This window comes from Puerhibacterium sp. TATVAM-FAB25, from assembly GCF_046535855.1.
GTDB lineage: Bacteria > Actinomycetota > Actinomycetes > Actinomycetales > Cellulomonadaceae > Puerhibacterium > Puerhibacterium variabilis_A.
The window spans coordinates 118,739-138,314 of the sequence record NZ_JAXUAK010000009.1 but is presented as its reverse complement, the minus strand read 5'-3'; the positions used below and the strand labels follow the sequence as shown (position 1 = coordinate 138,314).

Here is a 19,576-nt window from a genome sequence, read left to right as displayed (position 1 = left end):
CGCGCCACCTGACGACGCGGATTCGCCACAGTAGGGCGCCGGGACACCGCCGCGGGAAGGGGGCCGGGGACAACTCACCCGGGTGAAAGGGTCGGTGACGAGCGGTTCCGCGCGGGAACTTCAGCCGGCGGAAGGCAGGCCCTGCCGCAGCTGCTCGGGCACCAGGTCCTGCGGGAGGCTGTCGACGACGCTCTGGCAGGCCGCCAGGTCGCCCGACCGGCACTGCTCGCCGAGGCCGCCGAGCTCCTGCACCTGGGACGCGGTGCCGAGCCACTCGGAGATCTCGCCCAGGGAGACGCCGTCGGCGAGGGGCGCCAGGAGCACGTCCGAGAGCGAGTAGTCGGTCTGCGCCAGCTCGTTCGCCTGGGCGAGGCCGCGCTCGACGTCGTCTCCCACCGCGTTCCACAGCGCGATCCCCGCCACGACCACGAGCGCGGTGAGGATCACCTGGAGCGAGCCCAGCGTGAGCCCGGTGGCGGCCATGCCGCGGCCCCGGGTGCCCCGCCGGCGGGTGCGGTCGAGCCCGATCCCGCCGAGCACGACCGCCACGACGCCGACCAGCGGCACGAGGATCCCCAGCAGGCCGGTCAGGAGCGCGCCCACCGCGGTGGGCTCCGTGCGGCGGAGTGCGGGCGGGGCCGCGTACCCGCGCTCGGGCGGGAGGGCGGTCGCAGGCTGCCGGGCGGCCGGCACCGGCACGGCCGGCGGGGAGGCGGGACGGCGGTCGGGCGCGAGGCTCATGGGGCTCCTGGATCGTGCGTCGCGCAGGGGCGCGACGGGCGGTCTGTCTCGGGTCCGTCTCGACGGAGCGTCGATGGTAGCCGCCGTCCCTGGGAGCTCCCCTGGGAGCTCTCGAGGTTCTGTGGGGATTCCAGGGAGAGACCGAGAGCCGGCGGCACCGTGCCGCCGGCTCTCCGGGGTCCTCAGCCGCCGAGCGCCGCCAGGGCGCCGTAGTCGTACTGGTAGCTCATGCCGCCGAACTGGATGGCCGTGAGCACCAGCACCACCGCGAGCACCGCGAGGACGACGCCGATGGCACCGAGGACGATGCCGGCGATCGCGAGCCCCCGGCCCTCCTGGCCCGACTGCTTGATGCGGTTCAGGGCCACGATGCCCAGGACGATCGCCACGACCCCGAGGCCGAGGATGCCGGTGACGAGCGACGCGATCGCGAAGCCGTCGGTGCCCCGGGACTGCGGGTACCCGCCGTACGGCGACCCGTAGGGCCCGGCGCCGTACGCGCCGGCCGGGGGCGCCGCGGGCGGCTGGCCGTACGGGGGCTGGCCGGCCTGCTGGCCGTACGGAGGCTGGTCGTACGGAGGCTGGTCGTACGGAGGCTGCTCGTACGGCGACGGGCCGGGCGGGGCGCCGTAGGGCGGCTGCTGCCCATAGCCCGGCGGGCCCGGCGGGCCCGGCGGCGGCGCCTCGTGGGCGGCGGGCTCCGGCCCGCCCGCGGCCGCCTGGCCGCCGTCCGGGCGCTGCCGGCCCGCCCCCTCGGGCTGGTCCGGCACGGTGTACGGGTCCTCACGGCTCATGAGGGCACAGTAGGCGCGTCGCGCGCCGGCGTCATCGGTGGGCGCGGGTGGTCGTCCCCCGGCGGCCGCCGTCAGGCCTTCGTGTGGAAGCGGCCCTGCGCGGCGAGCAGGCCCGCGGTGAGCACCATCTCGACGGCGTCGGCGGCGTCGTCGACCAGGATCGGCAGGTCCTTCTTCTCCGTCGCGCTGAAGTCCTTGAGCACGAAGTCGGCGGTGTCCATGCGCCCCGGCGGGCGCCCGACCCCGACCCGCACGCGCACGTAGTCCTTGGTGCCCAGCGCCTTGGAGACGTCCCGCAGGCCGTTGTGCCCGCCCTCGCCGCCGCCGACCTTGAGCTTGATCGTGTCGAACGGGATGTCCACCTCGTCGTGCACCACGACGACCCGCTCCGGCTCCACGCCGTAGTACTTCGCCAGCCCGGACACCGGGCCGCCGGAGGTGTTCATGTAGGTGGTGGGCTTGGCCAGCACCACCCGCGGGCCCGGGCGCCCGCCCGGCAGCACGCCGAGGCGTCCCTCGCCCACCACCGCCTGGGCCCGGGCGTGCCGCGAGAACCGCACGCCGGCGCGCTCGGCGAGCAGGTCGAGCACCATCTGGCCCACGTTGTGCCGGTTGCCCGCGTACTGGGCGCCGGGGTTGCCGAGCCCGACGACGAGCCAGGGCGTGTCGGTCATGGGTCTCCTCGGTCGAGGTGCGGGGAAGAGCGCGGGACGCGGCGAGGCGCCCGGTCCGTCACGGTACCGGGCGCCTCGGCCAGGGTGCTGGTGGTCCGGCGAGACGCCGGGCCTGCGGCGGGGCGTGCCCGCCGCGGGGAGGTCACTCCGCGGCGGTCGCGGTCTCCTCGACCGTGCCCTCGGTCTCGCCCTCGGCCTCGGCGGCCTCGCCGCGCGGCTCGGCGATGGTGACGACGATGTGCTCCGGCTCGACGACGAGCGTCGCGCCCTCCGGGAGCTTGACCTCGCCGGCGGTGACGGTGGCGCCGGCCTCGAGGCCGGTGATGTCCACGTCGACCGACTCGGGCAGGTGCGTGGCCTCGGCCTCGACGGAGAGCGTCTGCGCCTCGACCAGGTGGATCGTGCCGGGGGCCGACTCGCCCACGACGTTCACCGTCACGTCGACGGCGACCTTCTCGCCCTGCTGCACGGCGAGCAGGTCGATGTGCTCGATGAAGCCGCGGATCGGGTCGCGCTGGACGTCCTTGGCGATGGCCAGGTGCGACTCGCCCTCGAGCTCGATCGCGAAGAGCGCGTTCGAGTGGCGCAGCGCCAGCATCGACTCGTGGCCCGGCAGGGTGATGTGCACCGGCTGCGTGCCGTGGCCGTACAGGACGGCGGGGATCTTGTCCTCGCGGCGGATGCGGCGGGCGGCACCCTTGCCGAACTGGGTGCGGGCCTCGGCGACAAGCTTGATCTCGGCCATGGAACAACTCCTACGGGTTCGCGTGGTGTGCCGCTGGCAGCACCAGCGGGAGGTCTCGGGGGCGGCTGCGTCGGCGTGGGACCCATGACGGACGCGCACGACTCACGGGGACGCGCGCTCACGCGCGTCACGACCGCCCAGTCGATCACGGATCTCGACGGAACCACGAGGCCCGTCCTACGTCCCTCGCCGAGGCAACCGGACTACTGTACCCGGCTCCGCGGGCTCCGGGGAACGCGGGGCACCGCGCCGAGCACGAGGGGCCCGCCGGCGCACCGCCGTCGGGCCCCTCGTCGCGCGTCGCGCCCGGGTCAGCTGTTGCCGTCGAACAGCGAGGTGACCGAGCCGTCGTCGAACACCTCGCGGATCGCGCGGGCCAGCAGCGGCGCGATCGACAGCACGGTGAGCTGGTCAAACCGCCGGTCGGCCGCGATCGGCAGGGTGTCGGTGATCACGACCTCCGAGGCGCCGCACTCGGACAGGCGCTGCGCCGCCGGGTGGGAGAGCACGCCGTGCGTGGCGGCCACGACGACCGACTTCGCGCCGGCGTCCATGATCACCTTGACCGCCTCGGCGATCGTGCCGCCGGTGTCGATGAGGTCGTCGACCAGCACGCACTCCCGGCCGGCGACGTCGCCGACGACGCGGTTGGCGACCGACTTGTTGGGGCGCGTGACGTCGCGGGTCTTGTGCACGAAGGCCAGCGGCCCGCCGCCGAGCTTGGCCGCCCACTGCTCGGCCACGCGGATGCGGCCGGCGTCGGGCGAGACCACGGTGACGTTGGAGGTGTCCACGCGGGTGCGCACGTAGTCGGTGAGCACCGGCATGGCCCACAGGTGGTCCACGGGGCCGTCGAAGAAGCCCTGGATCTGCGGGGTGTGCAGGTCGACGCTCATGATGCGGTCCGCGCCGGCGGTCTTGAGCATGTCGGCCACCAGGCGCGCCGAGATCGGCTCGCGGCCGCGGCTCTTCTTGTCCTGGCGGGCGTAGGCGAAGAACGGTGCCACCACGGTGACGCTCTTGGCCGAGGCGCGCTTGGCGGCGTCGACCATGAGCAGCTGCTCCATGAGCCACTGGTTGACCGGCGCGGTGTGCGACTGCAGCAGGAAGATGTCCGTGCCGCGCACCGACTCCCCGAACCGCACGTAGGTCTCGCTGTTCGCAAAGTCGTACGCCGAGACCGGGAGCAGGGCGATGCCGAGCTCGTCGGCGACCGCCTGGGACAGGTCCGGGTGGGCGCGCCCGCTCGCCAGGACGAGGTTGCGCTCGCCGGAGCCGTGGATCGAGTTGTTCATCAGTGCGAGGTTCCTTCGGGGGCGGCGTCGGCGGCAGGGGCGGAGGCGGGGTCGGCGGGGTCGGGGCCGCCGTCGGCGCGGGCGCGCGCGGCGGCCTCGGCGGCGGGGGTGCCGGGGCGCTTGCGCTCCACCCAGCCCTCGACGTTGCGCTGCTGGGCACGGCTCACCCCGAGCGCGCCCGCGGGCACGTCGCGGGTGATCACGGAGCCCGCGGCCGTGTACGCGCCGTCGCCGACCGTCACGGGCGCGACGAGCATGTTGTCGCCGCCGACCTTGGCGTGCGCGCCGACGACGGTCCGGTGCTTGGCCACGCCGTCGTAGTTGAGCGTCACCGTCGCGGCGCCCACGTTCGAGCCCTCGCCGATCGTGGCGTCGCCGATGTACGACAGGTGGGGCACCTTGGCGCCCGCGCCGATCTCGGCGTTCTTGGTCTCGACGAACGTGCCGATCTTGCCGCGCTCGCCGAGCACGGTGCCCGGGCGCAGGTAGGCGAACGGCCCGACGCTCGCGCCGGCGCCGATCACCGCCAGCGACCCGTGCGTGCGCACCACCGTGGCGCCGGGGCCGACCTCGACGTCGGTGAGCGTGGTGTCCGGGCCCACCGTGGCGCCCTCGGCGACCGCGGTGGCGCCGTGCAGCTGCGTGCCCGGCAGGAGGGTGACGTCGGGCGCGAGCTCGACGTCGACGTCCACCCACGTGGTCTCCGGGTCGACGACCGTGACGCCGTCGAGCATCCAGCGCTCGAGGATGCGGCGGTTCATCTCCTTGCCGAGCACCGACAGCGCGAGGCGGTCGTTCGTGCCCTCCACCGCGACGGGGTCGTCGGTGATGACCGCGCGGACCGTGCGGCCCTCGGCGCGGGCGAACGCCACGACGTCGGTGAGGTACATCTCGCCCTGGGCGTTGTCCGTGCCCAGCGAGGCGAGGCCGCGGCGCAGCACGTCGGCGTCGAACACGAAGATCGAGGTGTTGATCTCGCGGATCTCGCGCTGGGCGTCGGTGGCGTCCTTGTGCTCCACGATGGCCAGCACGTCGCCGCTGCCCTCCTCGCGCACGATCCGGCCGTAGCCGGTGGCGTCCTCGACGACGGTGGTCAGGATCGTCACGGCGTTGCCGTCGGTGACGTGCGCGGCCACGAGCTGGGCCAGCGTCTCCCCGTCGAGCAGCGGCACGTCGCTCGCGGTGACCACGACCGGCCCGTCGAGCGGGCCGCGGGCGTCGAGCGCCTCGACCGCGCACTGCGCGGCACGGCCGGTGCCGGGCACCTCGTCCTGGTCGACGACGAGCGCCGCGGCGTCGACCCGCTCGACCTCCGCCGCGACCAGGTCGCGGCCGTGGCGCACGACGACGGCGAGCGTCTGCGGGTCCAGGGCCCGCCCGGCGACCATGGCGTGGCCCAGCAGGCTGCGCCCGCCGACGGCGTGCAGCACCTTGGGCCGCGCCGACCGCATGCGAGTGCCCTGGCCGGCCGCCAGGACGACGACCGCAGCGGGCCGGGGTGCGGACGACGCCGCGTCGTCGGCGGGCTGCCCCGCCGGTGTGGTCGAGCCTGTCGAGACCACGAGTGCTCCCATCTCTCCTCGGGTGCTGGCACCAGCTCCGCCCCCAGGACTCGAACCTGGACCAAGGGCACCAAAAACCCCTGTGCTGCCGATTACACCAAGGCGGAACGGACGGTTCAGCGGTGGGCGCCGCCCCGCGCGCACCGCCGCACGTCCCTGCGACAGTCTGCCAGGTCCGCGGGGCTGCCCCCGTACGGGCCCGCCCCCGGCGACCGCCGCCCGGCGCCCCCGGCGGCGCCCGGGGGCGCCCGGGGGCGCCCGGAGCGTGGCGACGGGCACAATGGCTCGCATGCCCTCCGAGCCTCGCGAGCCCCGCCGCGCGCCCGCCCGAGCCACGCGCGCCCGCATGACGGCGAGCCAGCGCCGTGAGCAGCTGCTGACGATCGGCCGCGGGCTGTTCGCGGAGAAGGGCTTCGAGGGCACGAGCGTCGAGGAGATCGCGGCGCGCGCCGAGGTGTCCAAGCCCGTGGTCTACGAGCACTTCGGCGGGAAGGAGGGCGTCTACGCCGTCGTCGTCGACCGGGAGGTGCAGGCGCTCACCACGGCGCTGACCGGGGCGCTGGCCGCCGGCGGCCACCCCAAGGTGATGGTGGAGCGCACGGCCCTGGCGCTGCTCGACTACATCGAGGCGCACGAGGACGGCTTCCGCATCCTGGTGCGCGACTCCCCCGTGGCGCAGGCGACCGGCACCTTCTCCTCGCTGATCGGCGACGTCGCCACGCAGGTGGAGCACATCCTCGTCGCGCAGTTCCGCTCCAACGGCCTGGAGCCGCGCGTCGCGCCGCTGTACGCCCAGATGCTCGTCGGCATGATCGCGCTGACCGGTCAGTACTGGCTGGACGCCCGACGGCCCAAGAAGGACGAGGTCGCGGCGCACCTGGTGAACCTGGCCTGGAACGGCCTCAAGGGCATGGAGAAGAAGCCGGCGCTCACCAGCGAGCACTGAACCGAGCCGTCACCACGTCCCCGTCACCACGTCCCCGTCACGACGTCCCCGTCACCACGCCTCCTCGAGCAGGTGCAGCACCGACTCGGCGTCGAGCGGGCGGGGGTTGGGCGCCGGGTCGGCGGCCACCGCCTCGGCCACGGCGCGCAGGCCGGCGGCGGGCACGCCGAGCTCGGACAGCGCCGTCGGGCCGCCGTGGCTGCGCACCAGCTGCATCACCTCGGCCACCGCGCTGCCGCCGCACACCCGCGCGAGCCGGGCGGCGGCGTCGGGGGCCGCGCGCAGGTTGAACGCCATGACGTGCGGCAGCAGCAGCGCGTGCAGCTCGGCGTGCGGCAGGTCGAACGCGTCGGCCAGCGCGTGCGCGAGCTGGTGGTGCAGGCCCATCCGCCCGTACGCCTGGCACAGCCCCGCCAGCCACGCCGCGCCCTGCAGGCGCTCGCGGGACACCACGTCGCCCGGGTCGTCGAGCACCACCGGCAGCGCGTTGAGGATGCACTCGGCCGCCTCGAGCGCGTACGCGCGGGTGACCGGCGTGCCGTCGGCGTCGTACAGCGCCTCCACGGCGTGCGCGAAGGCGTGCAGGGCGCTGGTGAGCGTCAGGCCGTGGGGCATGGTGAGCGTGACGAGCGGGTCGTAGACCACGGCGTCGGGCACCAGGGCGGGGTCCCGGCGGACGGTGTCCACGCCGTCCACGGTCTCCTCGAGCACCGGCGAGGCCTCCGTGCCCGCGTAGGTCGTCGGGATGGCCACGTGCGGCATCCCGGTGCGGGCGACGATCGCCTTGCCGAGGCCGATCGCGGAGCCGCCGCCCAGCGTGACCACGCCGTCGGCGCCGTGGGCCCGCCCGAGCGCCAGCGCCTCGGCGGTCACCTCGGCAGGCGTGTGCTGGCGCGGCTGGTCGAACACCGCCGCCACGCGGTCGCCGAGCGCCTCGACGAGGTCGTCGGCCACGACCTTGGCCGACGGCGCGGCGACGACCAGCACGCGCCGCGCGCCGAGCCGGTCGGCCTGCGCCGGGACCTCGCGCAGGGCGCCGCGGCCGAGCAGCACGCGGCCGGGGAGCATCTCGTGGACCATGACGGGGGACGTCCCCCCGCCGCTCGTCGCAGGCTGGGTCACCGTCGTCTCCTCCTCGGTGCGTGCGCGGCGGTGCGCAGGGGCGGGCGTGCGCGACGCCGTCGTGGCGCGCGCCCCCGCGCTCGCCGGGCGGCCGCCGCGGCCCGGGTGAGGCGCAGCACGGCCGGCACGGGGCTCCGGGTGGGAGTCGAGCGCGGACATGCCCGAGCGTAGGCGGCACCCGCGGCCGCCGGCACCCTGCCGGCGGCGCGGCGCGGGACCCGACACCGACGTGACACGAGGCCGACACGGGACCGACACGGTGACCGGCACGGTGACCGGCACGGTGACCGGCACGGTGACCGGCACGGTGACCGGCACCAGCAACGGGACGCGGACCGGCCCGCCGGCGCGCTGCGCCGACGGGCCGGTCCGCCCCCGAGCTGCCCGTCAGGGAGCCGGCAGCACCTCGATCGCCGAGATCTTGGCCTGGTTCACCGTGGCCGAGAGGTCGATGTCGAGGTTGCCGTCGGTGACCGGGACGACGAGCTGGCGCTCGTGCGCCGTCATCGGGCCGGCGACCGCGTTCAGGTCGAGGTTGGGCACCTCGACCGCCCCGCCCTCGAGGTTGACGCTGAACACGCGCCTGCCGTTGCCTCCTGCGCCGCCACCGGTGGCGCCGAAGTAGATCTCCGCGAAGTGCAGGCGCACCAGGTACTGCCCGGCCGGGACCGGGATGTCGTACCCGAAGGGCTGCAGGTCCGCGGTGGTGCTGCGCTCGGAGAGGTAGATCGCGTCGTTGGTCGTGCCCGCGATCTGTGTCACCGACGCGTTGGTGTAGGCCTTCGTGCCCGCCGCCGTGAACAGCTGGTCGGCGAGCCACTCCCTGCCGTCCGGCGTCGTCACCGCCCCGCCGCCCGCGTTGATGCGGATGGCGCGGCCCGCCACCGAGGAGACGTTCACCGCCACCGCCGCGGACGGTGCCGCGACGTTGCCTGCCGCGTCGATCGCCACCACCCGGTAGTGCACGGTGGTCGCGAACGGCACCGCCGTGTCGCGGAACGTCGTCCCCCGCACGGGCGTGGCGCCGGTGACCGACGACCAGGGCCCGGACGCCGACGTCGCCCGCTCCACGCGGTACCCCGCGAGGTCCGTGGCGGTCGCCGCGGTCCAGGAGAGGTCGACCCCGCCGGTGTCCGCCGCGCCGGCCAGCCCGGTCACGGCCGCGGGGGCCGCGGTGTCGGACGGGGCGACCGGCAGCATGTTGGTCACCACGTAGACGTTGTCCTGGTAGTCGCAGTTGGTGGCGCCGATGCCGCACTGGTTGGCGCCGGAGATGTAGTCGTGTCCCACCACCCACGCGCCCGGCACCACCGCGCCGGTCCGGTCGCGCAGCGGCCATGTCTTGACCGCCATGTACGACACGTTGTTGGTGCTCTGCCCGTTGACGGTGATCGTGAAGCTCCCCGTCGGGTTGGTGGAGACCGCGACCGGGCCACCGGTCGACGTCAGCGGGAGCACCGCCTGGCCGTACGCGACGGCCTGCGTGGACGATGCGCCGTTGATGCTGATCGTCTCGGTCTGCCCGCAGCAGCCGTGGAACGCGGCGAGCTGACGGGCCTGGACCGGGCGGGAGGCGTCCATGCGCTTCCACTGCATGGAGCGCACCTCCTCACCGTTGAGCGGCGAGCCCTGGTTCTCGGAGCCGTACCCGAGCGACATGCCGCCGCTCTGGGTCGTGAGGGGCCCGACGTTCGTGCGCAGGTCGAACAGGCTCACGATCTGCGGCAGCGTCAGCTCGCTGTTGCCCTCGGGCGCGCCCATGTAGCCGCCGCGCAGGTGGACCGCCGTGCTGGGCGAGGCCGGGTCGCTCGAGGCGATCACCACGTCCGCTGTGCGCACCCCCTTCGACCCGCCGGTGCCCACGAACTTCGCCGTGAGCCCCAGCGTGCCCCCCGGTGCCACGGTGGCCGGCAGCGCGGGCGGGTTCACGAGCTCGAACTGCGCCGCCTGCGGCCCGCTCAGCGTGAGCGCCGAGATCCGCAGGTCCTTGGAGCCGGTGTTGACCAGGTTGACGGTCGCCTGCTCCGTGGTGGTGTGGGTGGTGGTGCCCGAGGCGATCCGGTGCAGCACGAGCGTGTCCTCGCTGAAGCCGGGGATCGGCGCGGCCGTCGCCTGGTTCCCGACCCGCGTCGCCTGCTGGTTGCGCAGGGTCAGCGTGCCGCCCAGGTTCAGGATCTCGAGCTCGAGCGTGCGGCTCGTGGTGCGCCCGGCGCCGTCCGTGGCCGTGACCTGGAGCGTGTGCTCACCCGGCCGCGTGAACGTGAGGGGTGCGGTGTAGGCGACGGGCTGGGCGCCGTCGAGCGCGTAGGTCAGCGAGCTGATCTGCGCGCCGGAGCCGGCCACCGCCTGCAGCGTCACCGTGGTGTCGCCGCCGGTGTAGGAGCTGCCGGTCACCGCCTGCCCGTTCGCCGCGATCGTGACCACCGGCGCCGCCACCGTGGCCCCCTGGATCGTGACCCAGTTGATCTTGGTGTTGGTGCCCGTCGCCGTCAGCGTGAGCCGGCCGTCCGTGACCGCCACCTGGGCCGTGCCGCTGGTGAACGGCGCCGACCCCGTCGGGGTGTAGCCGGACACGACCGGCGTGCCCTCCGCCGCCACCCCGTGCACCGAGTCGAGGTACCCGGGGTCACCGACCGAGACGCCCACCGTGTAGACGCCGTTCGGCACGACGTGCTCCCACGTGCCGTTGGTGATGCCGGTGACCGTGCCGCCGGCAGTCGTCGTGTTCTGCATCAGCGCGAGCGTCTGACGCGTCACGTCCCCGGCCGGGTAGGCGATGCCCGACGTCGCCGCGGTGCGGTAGCGCGTGGCGTTCGTGCGGTCCACGGGCTGGCGCGTCCCCGCGTCGAGCCAGCCGAAGCCGGTCGCCGTCGAGAACGCCGCGCCGGTGTCCGCCGTCCAGCCCGCGGGCGCCACGGCGTCCGCGGTCTGGAAGTTGATGCGGGTCACCGGCGCCGGCTCCGGCTCGCCGAGCCCGTCGCCCTTGATCGACACCCAGTTGACCTTGGTGTTGGTGCCGCTGTTGGAGATCGTCAGCCGGCCGTCCGTCACGGTCACGTGCCGCACGCCCGTCTGGAACGGCGTGGTGGACGTCGGGCCGAAGCTCTGGACGATCGGCTGGCCCTCCACCTGCACGCCGTGCGTGGAGTCGGTGAACCCGGCGTCGCCCACGGACAGGGCCACGTCGTACTCGCCGTCGGGGACGGCGTACTCCCAGACGCCGTCGGTGTACGTCGGCTGGCTCGCGTTGTCGAGGAACGCGAAGCCCTTGAGCCGCTCGTCGGTCGGGAAGGTGATGCCGCCCGACGGCGCGGTGCGGTACCGGGTCGCCGCGGACCGGTCCACCGGCTGGCCCGTGGCGGCGTCGAGCCACCCGTAGCCCCGCTGTGCCGACCAGGCCAGCCCGGTGTCGGAGGTCCACCCGTCGACCGCGGGGGCGGTCGGCGTGCGGAACACGACCTTCACCTGGGCGCCGTCGCTCGGGTCGTCGCCCGGCACCTCGCCGCCGCCGTCGACGGGCACGACGTCCACGAAGGCGATCTTCGTGTTGGTGCCCCCGATGGCGTCCACCGTGAGGAACCCGTCGGTGACGGTGAACGTCCCGGTCGCCGTGGCGTGCCGGCTCGCGGACCCCTCGGCCCCCGTGGGCACGAACCCGGCGACGAGGTTCGTGTGCTCCACGTTGATCCGGTGCGACTCCGCGGTCGTGCCGGGGAAGGACTCGCCGACCCCCACCGTGACCCGGTAGTCGCCGTCCGGGACGGCGAGCTCCCAGTAGAACCTCCCGTTCGTGCCGTTGAAGCCGGGCACGTCCGCCGGCTGCATGTGCATGATCGTGTCGAGCCGCACGTCGGGCTGGCTGGTCAGCCGGTCGCGCCCGTTGCCCGGTGTCGAGCCGCCGACCGAGATGTTGGCGTCGACCTCGGTGGCCTGGTCCTTCCAGCCGTAGCTGAGCCCGCTGCCCTGGTCGGCCCCGGTGCGCGGTCCGAAGGCCTGCCCGTGGTCGCGCAGGTAGCCCGCCGCGAGCCGGCCCGTGGCCGTGGTGAAGTCGACCCGGACCGCGCCGTCGTCGCTGCCCGTGTCCGTCACGGGCTTCACGCCCGTCACCAGGAACACGTAGTCCTGGTAGTCGCCGTTCGAGGCGTCCTCGAAGGCGACGAGGTAGCTGTTGGGGATCAGCGTCCCCGCGCGGTTCTTGGCCGGGTAGACGCGAGCACGGTGCGCGACGCCGGTGTTGAGCCGGTCCTCGGTGTAGCCGACCCGGTTGAACACCATCGACTGGTAGAAGAACCCGAAGGTGGCGTCGCCCGGGTCGAACGACATCGTGCTGCTCGACGTCGCGGGCGGCAGGAGCGACTGGTAGCCGGCGCTCGAGATCGCCCCGACCTGGTGCCGCTCCGACGCGGTGCCGTCACCCGTGTACCAGCCGAACGGGACGTTCTCGTTCGGCGCGTAGAAGGCGAGCGGCTTCCACGTCGGCGCCGCCGTCCCGGACCTCACGAAGAGGGGCTCGAGCACCTCGTCGCCCTTCGCGGTCGGCTGCACGCCGCCCTCGAGGTTCGTCCAGCCGACCTCGACGTCATGGCCGAGCGTCTTCAGCACGTCGTTGAGCGGCGGCTCGTTGCCGCCCTCGATGCCGTTCGTCGCCAGGCCGAAGAGCCGCACCTGCACGGTGCTGTCGCCGCCGGTGACGGTGAGCACCGCGGAGCGCTGCCCCGCCGTGGTGCCCGGGGAGAACCGGACCTGGAAGGTGGCCGACGCACCGGCCGCCAGGGTGGCCGGGACCGTGCCCTGGACGGCGAACTCGCCGGCGTTGGCCCCGCCGACCGCCGCGGCCAGGTCCACGGTGCCCGTCGAGGTGTTGGTCACCGTGATGCTCTCGACGTCGGTCTTCTGCGCCGCCGACGCGTTGGTGGCGTTGCTCTTGGCGGCCGACAGGACGAGCTCGTCGGCCGACGTGGTGACCTTGGCGGCCTGCTGGTTCGCGGGCACCCGCAGCAGGTACAGCTTCTGCTGGTTGCCGGCCCGGTCGTACTGGTTGACGTACAGGTTGCCGTTGGCCGGGTCCTCGACGACCTCGAGCGGGTCGTTGAAGCCGCCCACGCCCTGCATCGTCGTGTTCGGCACGCCGGTGATGCCCACCTCCGTCTGGGCGCCCAGGATCTTGCCCGTCGCCGAGTCCGGCTGCAGGAAGACCAGGTCGTTGTTGTTGGAGAAGCGGGTGATGATGATCCGCCCCTTGAGCTGCCCGCCGAACGTGCTGCTCTGGTACTCGATCGTGCCGTTGGGCGAGATGTTGAACCCGAGGTCGTAGGCGATGCCCCGGTAGTTCGGGTCGGGAGCGACGCCCACCGGGTACTTCTGCCCCTGGCCGGGCGACTTCGGCGGGTTGCCCGCCGGGTTGCCCTCGTTGAGCACCCACTCGCACCGCGTCGGGTTCGGGTGGCCGTAGTAGCCGCCCTGGGAGATGTCGAACAGCAGGTCGCGCTGGGTGCCGATGTTGGTCAGCGCCGGCACGGTGCCGCCGGTGTAGTCGCGGCGCCGGCACTGAGCGGTGACGTCCTGGCCGTTGACCTGGCCGGTCCGCGTGAAGGTGCCGTCGGGGTTCGCGGTGACACCTGGCACGTTGGCGCCGCCGGCGGTGCCGTTGGTGGCCGTGTAGAGGTGGCCGTTGCTGTGCCAGACGAGGTCGTACGCGTTGCGGATGCCCGTGGCGTAGATCTGCAGCGGGGCGTTCGCGGCGAACGGGTCGTACGGCGTGGCGACACCGGCCGTCTGGACGTGGATCGGAGTGCCGGAGGTGATGGCGCTCCGCACCGCCGCGCCGTTCGGGTCGAAGGTCAGCACGGCGGCGGTGAGCAGCTGCTCGCCGCGGTTGCCCCACGAGCCGTCGTTGTCGCCAGAGGCCTGGTTCGAGCCCTGCATGAGGTACAGGCGCCCGTCGGGGCCGTAGGTCATCGAGTTCGTGAGGTGGTCGTTCTGCGACCGGGGCAGGCCGGTGAAGACCCGGGCCCGGTTCTGCAGGTCCGCGCCGCTGAGCAGGCTGATGCCGCTCGCCCACTGGTTGGACTCGCCGCTGACGTTGGCGGTGGTGTTGGTGATCCACAGCCTGAGGTCGTCCGCCGTCGACGACTTGTCGAACGTGAGGCCGATGATCGCCTCGCCGGCGTAGCCGAGGTTCTGCATGTTCGACAGCGACCCGTCGGCCGCGACGTCGAACCGGTACAGGCCCTGGCCGATGGTCGATCCGTAGAGCCGGTGGTCGGGCCCGAAGACGAACGACGCCCAGTACTTGCCGGCACCGATCGGCAGCTCGACCTTCTGGAACGCGATGTTGGTCAGCGGCGTGAACTCGTCGGGTGCCTCGACCGCGCCCGACCCGGTGGTGAACACCGAGGTGAACGGCAGGAACTCGTGGCCGAGGTGGTCCTTGACCCCGGAGGTGACCACGAACCGGTACTGCGTGTTCGGCTTGAGGTCGGCGTCCGGGTCGAAGTTGATCGTGTCGTTGCCGCCGCTCGTGTTGACCGAGCCGGCGACGGCAGCGCCCGAGGGCAGCTCGAACAGCAGCACGTTGCCGGGCATCGTGGTGTCGTCGACGCCGTAGCCGGCCTCCGGCACCTTGATCGTCGCGGCGATGCCGCCGTGCGGGTCGGCGCCGGTGGAGCGGTTGAGCGGGTTGACCGTGTCGACGTGCGACACCCACGGCACGCCCTTGATCTCGAGGTAGCCGAGCTTGGTGTTGGTGCCGCCCGCCGCGTCGATCGTCAGCCGGCCGTCCCACACGCCGACCTTCGCCGTCACCGTCTTGTACTCGGCGGCCGTGGTGCCCTTGAAGCTCTCCAGGGCGGCCGTGCCCTCGACGTTGACGGCGTGGGTCGAGTCGTAGCCGTTGGCCCCGCCGCCCTGGTCGCCCACCGCGACCGTGACCTCGTACAGACCCTCCGGCAGCCCGATCTCCCACTTGCCCTCGGTGAGCACCCCGGTGGCGGGGTTGGGCTGGAGCGACGTCCCGTACTGCATGTGGATGATCGAGTCGAGCCTCGGGTCGATGCCCGTGCGCAGCCGCTCGCGGCCGTTGCCCACGAGGCTCAGCTCGTGCCCGTCGACGTCGACCCAGCCGTAGCTGAGCCCGCTGCCCTGGCCCGCGCTGCTGCGCACGCCGTAGGGCTGGCCCCAGTCGGCCAGGTAGCCCGGGACGGGCACGCCGTCCGTCTTGGTGAAGTCCACCTTGATGCTCGTGGTGTTGTCCCACTGCGGGCGGGCCAGCACCTCGTTGGAGGCCCCCGAGGCGTTCCCCGCGAGGTCGACGGCCACCACCACGTAGTAGTAGGTGCCGTTCTGGAGGGGGGCGTCGGTGTACGACGTGCCCGTCACCAGTCCGTCGCCGCTGATCGGCACGGCCGGCTGGCCCGTGCCCGGGTCGAGCGGGTTGCGGTTGACGCTCCGGTACACGCGGTAGCCGGCGACGTCGGACGAGCTCGAGGCGGTCCAGGTGAGCGTGACCTCCTCGTCCCCGGCGTCGGCCGTCAGCGCGGTGGCCGCCGCGGGCGCCTCGGTGTCCGGGGTGGAGGTGACGATGCCGACCACCTCGGCCGAGGGCTGCGACGCGTTGCCCGCCTCGTCCACCGCCACCACGACGTAGTGGTAGGTGACGTCCGGCTCGACGTCGTCGTCCACGAGCTCGGTGCCCGTCACCGGCTGGCTGCCGGAGACGAGCGTGCCGGTCGCGGGGGTGACGCCCGCCGCGGTGCCGCGGTAGACGCGGTAGCCGGCGACGTCGGTCGAGACGCTCGGCGCCCACGTGATCGTCACCGCGCCGTCGGCCACCGAGGCCGCGACGCCGGTCGGCGCCTCCGGGGCCGTGGTGTCGGCGCCGGTCTTCTCGTGGCCGAAGGACAGGGACGCCGTGCCGCCGGCCTCGTAGTACTCGACCACGACCTGGTGCGGGCCGTCGCCCAGCGCGAGCTGGCCCACGTGGTCGGTGTCGCCCGAGGAGTCGGCCCACTCGTCGATCACGGCCACGCCGTCGACCAGGACCCGCACGCCGTCGTCGGCCCGCGCGGTGAACCGGTAGGTGCCCGCCCCCTCGTCGATGGTGCGGGAGTACCGCGCCGAGAAGTGGTCGTTCGAGCCCGGCACCGGCGTGCCCCAGCCCCAGTCGGCACCGACCGTGTCGACGCACTCGGTCGACACCGACCCGCCGGTCAGGTCCTCGCCGCGGTAGAACGACGCCGTCCAGCCGGTGCAGGTCTCGGTCTCGACCAGCTCGACGCCGGCCTCGACCCGGGCCTGGCCGCCCGCCTCGTAGTACTCGACGACCACCTGGTGGTCACCGGCGACCAGCACCGTCTCCACCACGTGGTCGGTCTCGCCCGACGAGTCGCGCCACTGGTCGATCACGGCACGGCCGTCCACGAGCACCCGCACGCCGTCGTCGGCCCGCGCGGTGAAGCGGTACGTGCCGGTCTCGGCGGCGGTCACCGTCCGGGTGAACCGGGCCGAGAAGTCGTCGTTGCGACCCTCCACCGGCGTGCCCCAGCCCCAGTCGGTGTCCACCACGTCCGTGCACTCCGTCGAGACCGGGGCGCCCGAGGCGTCCTTGTTCGCGAAGTACTCGGCCGACCACTGCGCCGACGTGCACACGTCGAGCAGCTTCTTCTCGTAGCCGAAGGACAGCGACGCGGTGCCGCCGGCCTCGTAGTACTCGACCACGACCTGGTGCGGGCCGTCACCCAGCGCGAGCTGGCCCACGTGGTCGGTGTCGCCCGAGGAGTCGGCCCACTCGTCGATCACGGCCACGCCGTCCACCAGGACTCGCACGCCGTCGTCGGCACGGGCGGTGAACAGGTAGGTGCCCGCCCCCTCGTCGATGGTGCCCGAGTACCGGACCGAGAAGTCGTTGTTCGAGCCTGGCACCGGCGTGCCCCAGCCCCAGTCGGCGCCGACCGTGTCGACGCACTCGGTCGAGACCGCCTCGCCCGCCAGGTCCCGCCCGGCGTAGTGGCTCGCCGTCCAGCCGGTGCAGGTCCCGGTCACGAGCTCGAAGCCGGCCCGCACGGACGCCTGGCCGCCGTCCTCGTAGTACTCGACGACCACCTGGTGGTCACCGGCGGTCAGCACGGCGTCGGCCACGTAGTCCTCCGTCGCCGACGACGCGTGCCACTCGTCGATCACGGCCTGGCCGTCCACGAGCACCCGCACGCCGTCGTCGGCCCGGGCCGTGAAGCGGTAGGTGCCGTCGACCGGCAGCTCGACCGAGCGCGTGAAGCGGGCCGAGAAGCCGTCGTTGTGCGCCGCGACCGGGGTGTCCCAGCCCCAGTCCACGTCCACCGCGGTGAGGCAGTCGGTCGCCGCCGGGGCGCCGGCGAGCTCCGAGCCGACGTGGTACTCCGCCGCCCAGGTGGTGCACTCGACGGGCTCCTCCGGGTCGCCCGGGTCCTCCGGGTCGCCCGGGTCCTCCGGGTCCTCCGGGTCCTCCGGCTCGTCGGCCGGCACCACGGCCTCGACGGGCTGCGAGGCGGCCGAGACGGCGTCGCCCTCGCCGCGCGCCACGACGGCGTAGTGGTAGGTGGTGCCCGCCGTCACGGCGGTGTCCTCGAACGCCGCCGCCGTGAGCGGGGCGTCGTTGAGCGGGTCGCCGTCCGTGGCCACCGGCAGGGCGGTGGAACGGAAGACGTCGTAGCCCGTGGCGCCGTCGACCGGCTCCCACGCCAGGCTGACGCCGGCCTCGCCGACCTCCGCGGTCAGGCCCGTCGGGGCAGCGGGAGCCTCCGGCTCCTCCGGCTCCTCCGGCTCCTGCGTGACGTCCACGGCGTAGACCTCGACGTAGGCGATCTTCGTGTTCCTGCCACCCTCGGCGTCGATCGTCAGGTGGCCGTCGGTGACCTCGACGGTCGCCGCGCCCTCGTCGTACTCGCGCGCCGCGGTGCCCGGGAAGGCGGGCAGCAGCGCCGCGCCCTCGGCGTTGAGCACGTGCGTGCTGTCGTAGTTGCCCGCCGAGGAGTCGCCGGCCGCGGCCACCACGGTGTAGGTGCCGTCCGGCACCGCGAGCTGCCAGACGCCCTCCTCCGTCTGGACGCCCTGCTGCGGCGTGCCGCTCGCGACGTCGCCGTACTGCATGTGGATGACGGACGCCAGGCGCGGGTCCGTGGTCACCCCGGTGTTGGTGCGCACGCGGCCGTTGAGCGAGAAGTCGAACGGGGTCGCGTCGTCGGCCGTCACCCAGCCGGAGCCACGCTCCTCGTCGAAGGGCAGGCCGGTGTCCTTGGTGTAGCCCGGGACGGCCGGTCCGGCCGTGGTCGTGAAGTCGACGGCCGCGACGGGGTCGCCCGGGGGCGCGTGGCGCTGCACCCCCTCCACGACGGCCGCCGGGGAGGCGTTGCCCGCCGCGTCGACGGCCACGACGGCGTAGGCGTACGAGCCGCCCGAGAACGTCGTGGTGTCGGTGAGCTCGGTGCCCGTGACGAGCGCCGACCCGGAGACCGGCGTCCCGGTCGTGGCGACGGGCGCCGCCGCACCGCGGTAGACGCGGTAGCCCGCCACGTCGTCGTCCGCGGGCGCGGACCACGTGAGGTCCACGTCGGTGCCGGCCTCGGCGGCGAGGTCGCCCGGTGCCGCGGGCGCCTGCGTGTCCAGCACCTGGGCGGAGAAGTCGTCGAAGGTGAACACCTGCGCGGTGGCCTCGGGCTGGTTCCGCTTGGTCGCGAAGATGCCGCCGAACGCCGTGACGCCCGGGACCTCCTCCTCGACCAGCGACCCGTCGAAGAACGACGCCGGCAGCGGCAGCTGACCGACGTCCGTCACGACCCCCGTCGCCGTCTGGAACCGTGCCGTGGCGGTCGCGGCCTCCGGGTCGAGGTCGAGCGTCAGGCGCACCGGGCCGCTGCCCACCTGGGCGGTGGTCAGCGTGACGGTCCTCTGGTCGGGGCTCGGCGTCGTGGCGGCCGTCACGCCCGCGATCTCCCGCGACAGCTGGACCTGACGCTGGTTGGAGGCGTTGCCGATGACGGCGAGCTTGACGTAGTCGTCGTCGCCCGCGCCGAACCACAGGCCACCCTGGGCGGACTGGTTGGCGTTCGAGGGCACGGTCACGGCCGTGCTCAGCCGCAGCGGGGTGGCCGCGGCGTCGAGCCCGACGCCCAGGGTGTTGTCCTGCTGGTTGCGCGTGGCACCGTTCGTCACCGCCGTGTCCTGCTGCAGATACGCGATGCCCTTGGTGGCGGTGATCGCCAGCCGGCCCCCGGACGTCTGGAGGTTCTGCGGCACGTAGTACGTCGCGTCCGACGTCGAGGGCTGGACGGCGGTGAACCCCGTCCCGACGCCCGCGGCGTCCGGGAGGCCACCGGCCTCGCCCTCGAACGTGAGGCTGAGCGGCTGTGCGGCCGCCACGTCGTCCGGCGGCAACGGCGACCACGGTGTGGTCGCCCACTGCGTCGCGTCGGCCGGGATGTCCCCCGGCTCGATCGCGGCCGCGGGGGCGACGAGCGCTCCCGTGGGGACCAGGAGGCCGGCGACGACGCCGAGCGCGATGCTGCGGCGGTTGCGCGACGAGCGAGGGGGGCGATGGGTCGAGCTGTCAGTACTCACGGCAGGTCCCCGTTCCGACGGTGCGGTGGATCCCCCCTTGCGGGTGTCGCCGGCACCTTCGTCGGCCACGCTCGCGCGACCAGGATTCAACAGCGGTGAGCGCTCGAC

The 19,576-nt window shown here is 73.7% G+C and carries 9 protein-coding genes and 1 tRNA gene; 1 reads left to right on the top strand and 9 read right to left on the bottom strand.

Translation table 11 applies throughout. From position 1 onward, the window contains the following. Positions 1-120: 120 nt before the first annotated feature. From U5M74_RS10455 to U5M74_RS10425, 7 genes are all read right to left on the bottom strand, one after another. On the bottom strand, positions 121-741 hold the full coding sequence (locus U5M74_RS10455; RefSeq protein ID WP_410908774.1) for a DUF4190 domain-containing protein: 621 nt from the start codon (positions 739-741) through the stop codon (positions 121-123). A gap of 182 nt (positions 742-923) precedes the next feature. Next, positions 924-1,535, bottom strand: a complete 612-nt coding sequence (locus U5M74_RS10450) for a DUF4190 domain-containing protein (RefSeq protein WP_410908772.1) — start codon at positions 1,533-1,535, stop codon at positions 924-926. A 71-nt stretch (positions 1,536-1,606) separates the two neighbouring features. Next, positions 1,607-2,209, bottom strand: coding sequence for an aminoacyl-tRNA hydrolase (pth, locus tag U5M74_RS10445; protein WP_410908770.1), 603 nt, complete (start codon positions 2,207-2,209; stop codon positions 1,607-1,609). A gap of 142 nt (positions 2,210-2,351) precedes the next feature. Continuing rightward, entirely contained in the window at positions 2,352-2,954 is a 603-nt protein-coding gene (locus U5M74_RS10440; RefSeq protein WP_410908768.1) for a 50S ribosomal protein L25/general stress protein Ctc, read from the bottom strand. 311 nt (positions 2,955-3,265) lie between these two features. Beyond that, positions 3,266-4,249 carry a ribose-phosphate diphosphokinase gene (locus U5M74_RS10435; RefSeq protein ID WP_410908766.1) on the bottom strand — a complete coding sequence of 328 codons (984 nt, stop codon included), beginning with the start codon at positions 4,247-4,249 and terminating at the stop codon, positions 3,266-3,268. Beyond that, on the bottom strand, positions 4,249-5,823 hold the full coding sequence (glmU, locus tag U5M74_RS10430) for a bifunctional UDP-N-acetylglucosamine diphosphorylase/glucosamine-1-phosphate N-acetyltransferase GlmU (RefSeq protein ID WP_410908764.1): 1,575 nt from the start codon (positions 5,821-5,823) through the stop codon (positions 4,249-4,251). The genes U5M74_RS10435 and glmU overlap by 1 nt, the downstream gene beginning before the upstream one ends. Positions 5,824-5,846: 23 nt before the next feature. Next, a tRNA-Gln gene (locus U5M74_RS10425) sits at positions 5,847-5,918 on the bottom strand. A gap of 239 nt (positions 5,919-6,157) precedes the next feature. On the opposite strand from U5M74_RS10425, the gene U5M74_RS10420 reads away from it, so the two are divergent. Next, entirely contained in the window at positions 6,158-6,757 is a 600-nt protein-coding gene (locus U5M74_RS10420; RefSeq protein WP_410908802.1) for a TetR/AcrR family transcriptional regulator, read from the top strand. Positions 6,758-6,808: 51 nt separating this feature from the next. Here the strand turns inward: U5M74_RS10420 and U5M74_RS10415 are convergent, their stop codons facing one another. Both U5M74_RS10415 and U5M74_RS10410 read right to left on the bottom strand, forming a co-directional pair. Further along, positions 6,809-7,879, bottom strand: coding sequence for a maleylacetate reductase (locus U5M74_RS10415; RefSeq protein ID WP_410908762.1), 1,071 nt, complete (start codon positions 7,877-7,879; stop codon positions 6,809-6,811). A gap of 387 nt (positions 7,880-8,266) precedes the next feature. After that, the gene (locus U5M74_RS10410; RefSeq protein ID WP_410908760.1) at positions 8,267-19,468 is read right to left on the bottom strand and encodes a PA14 domain-containing protein; all 11,202 of its coding nucleotides are present in this window, start codon (positions 19,466-19,468) and stop codon (positions 8,267-8,269) included. Between the last annotated feature and the right edge of the window lie 108 nt (positions 19,469-19,576).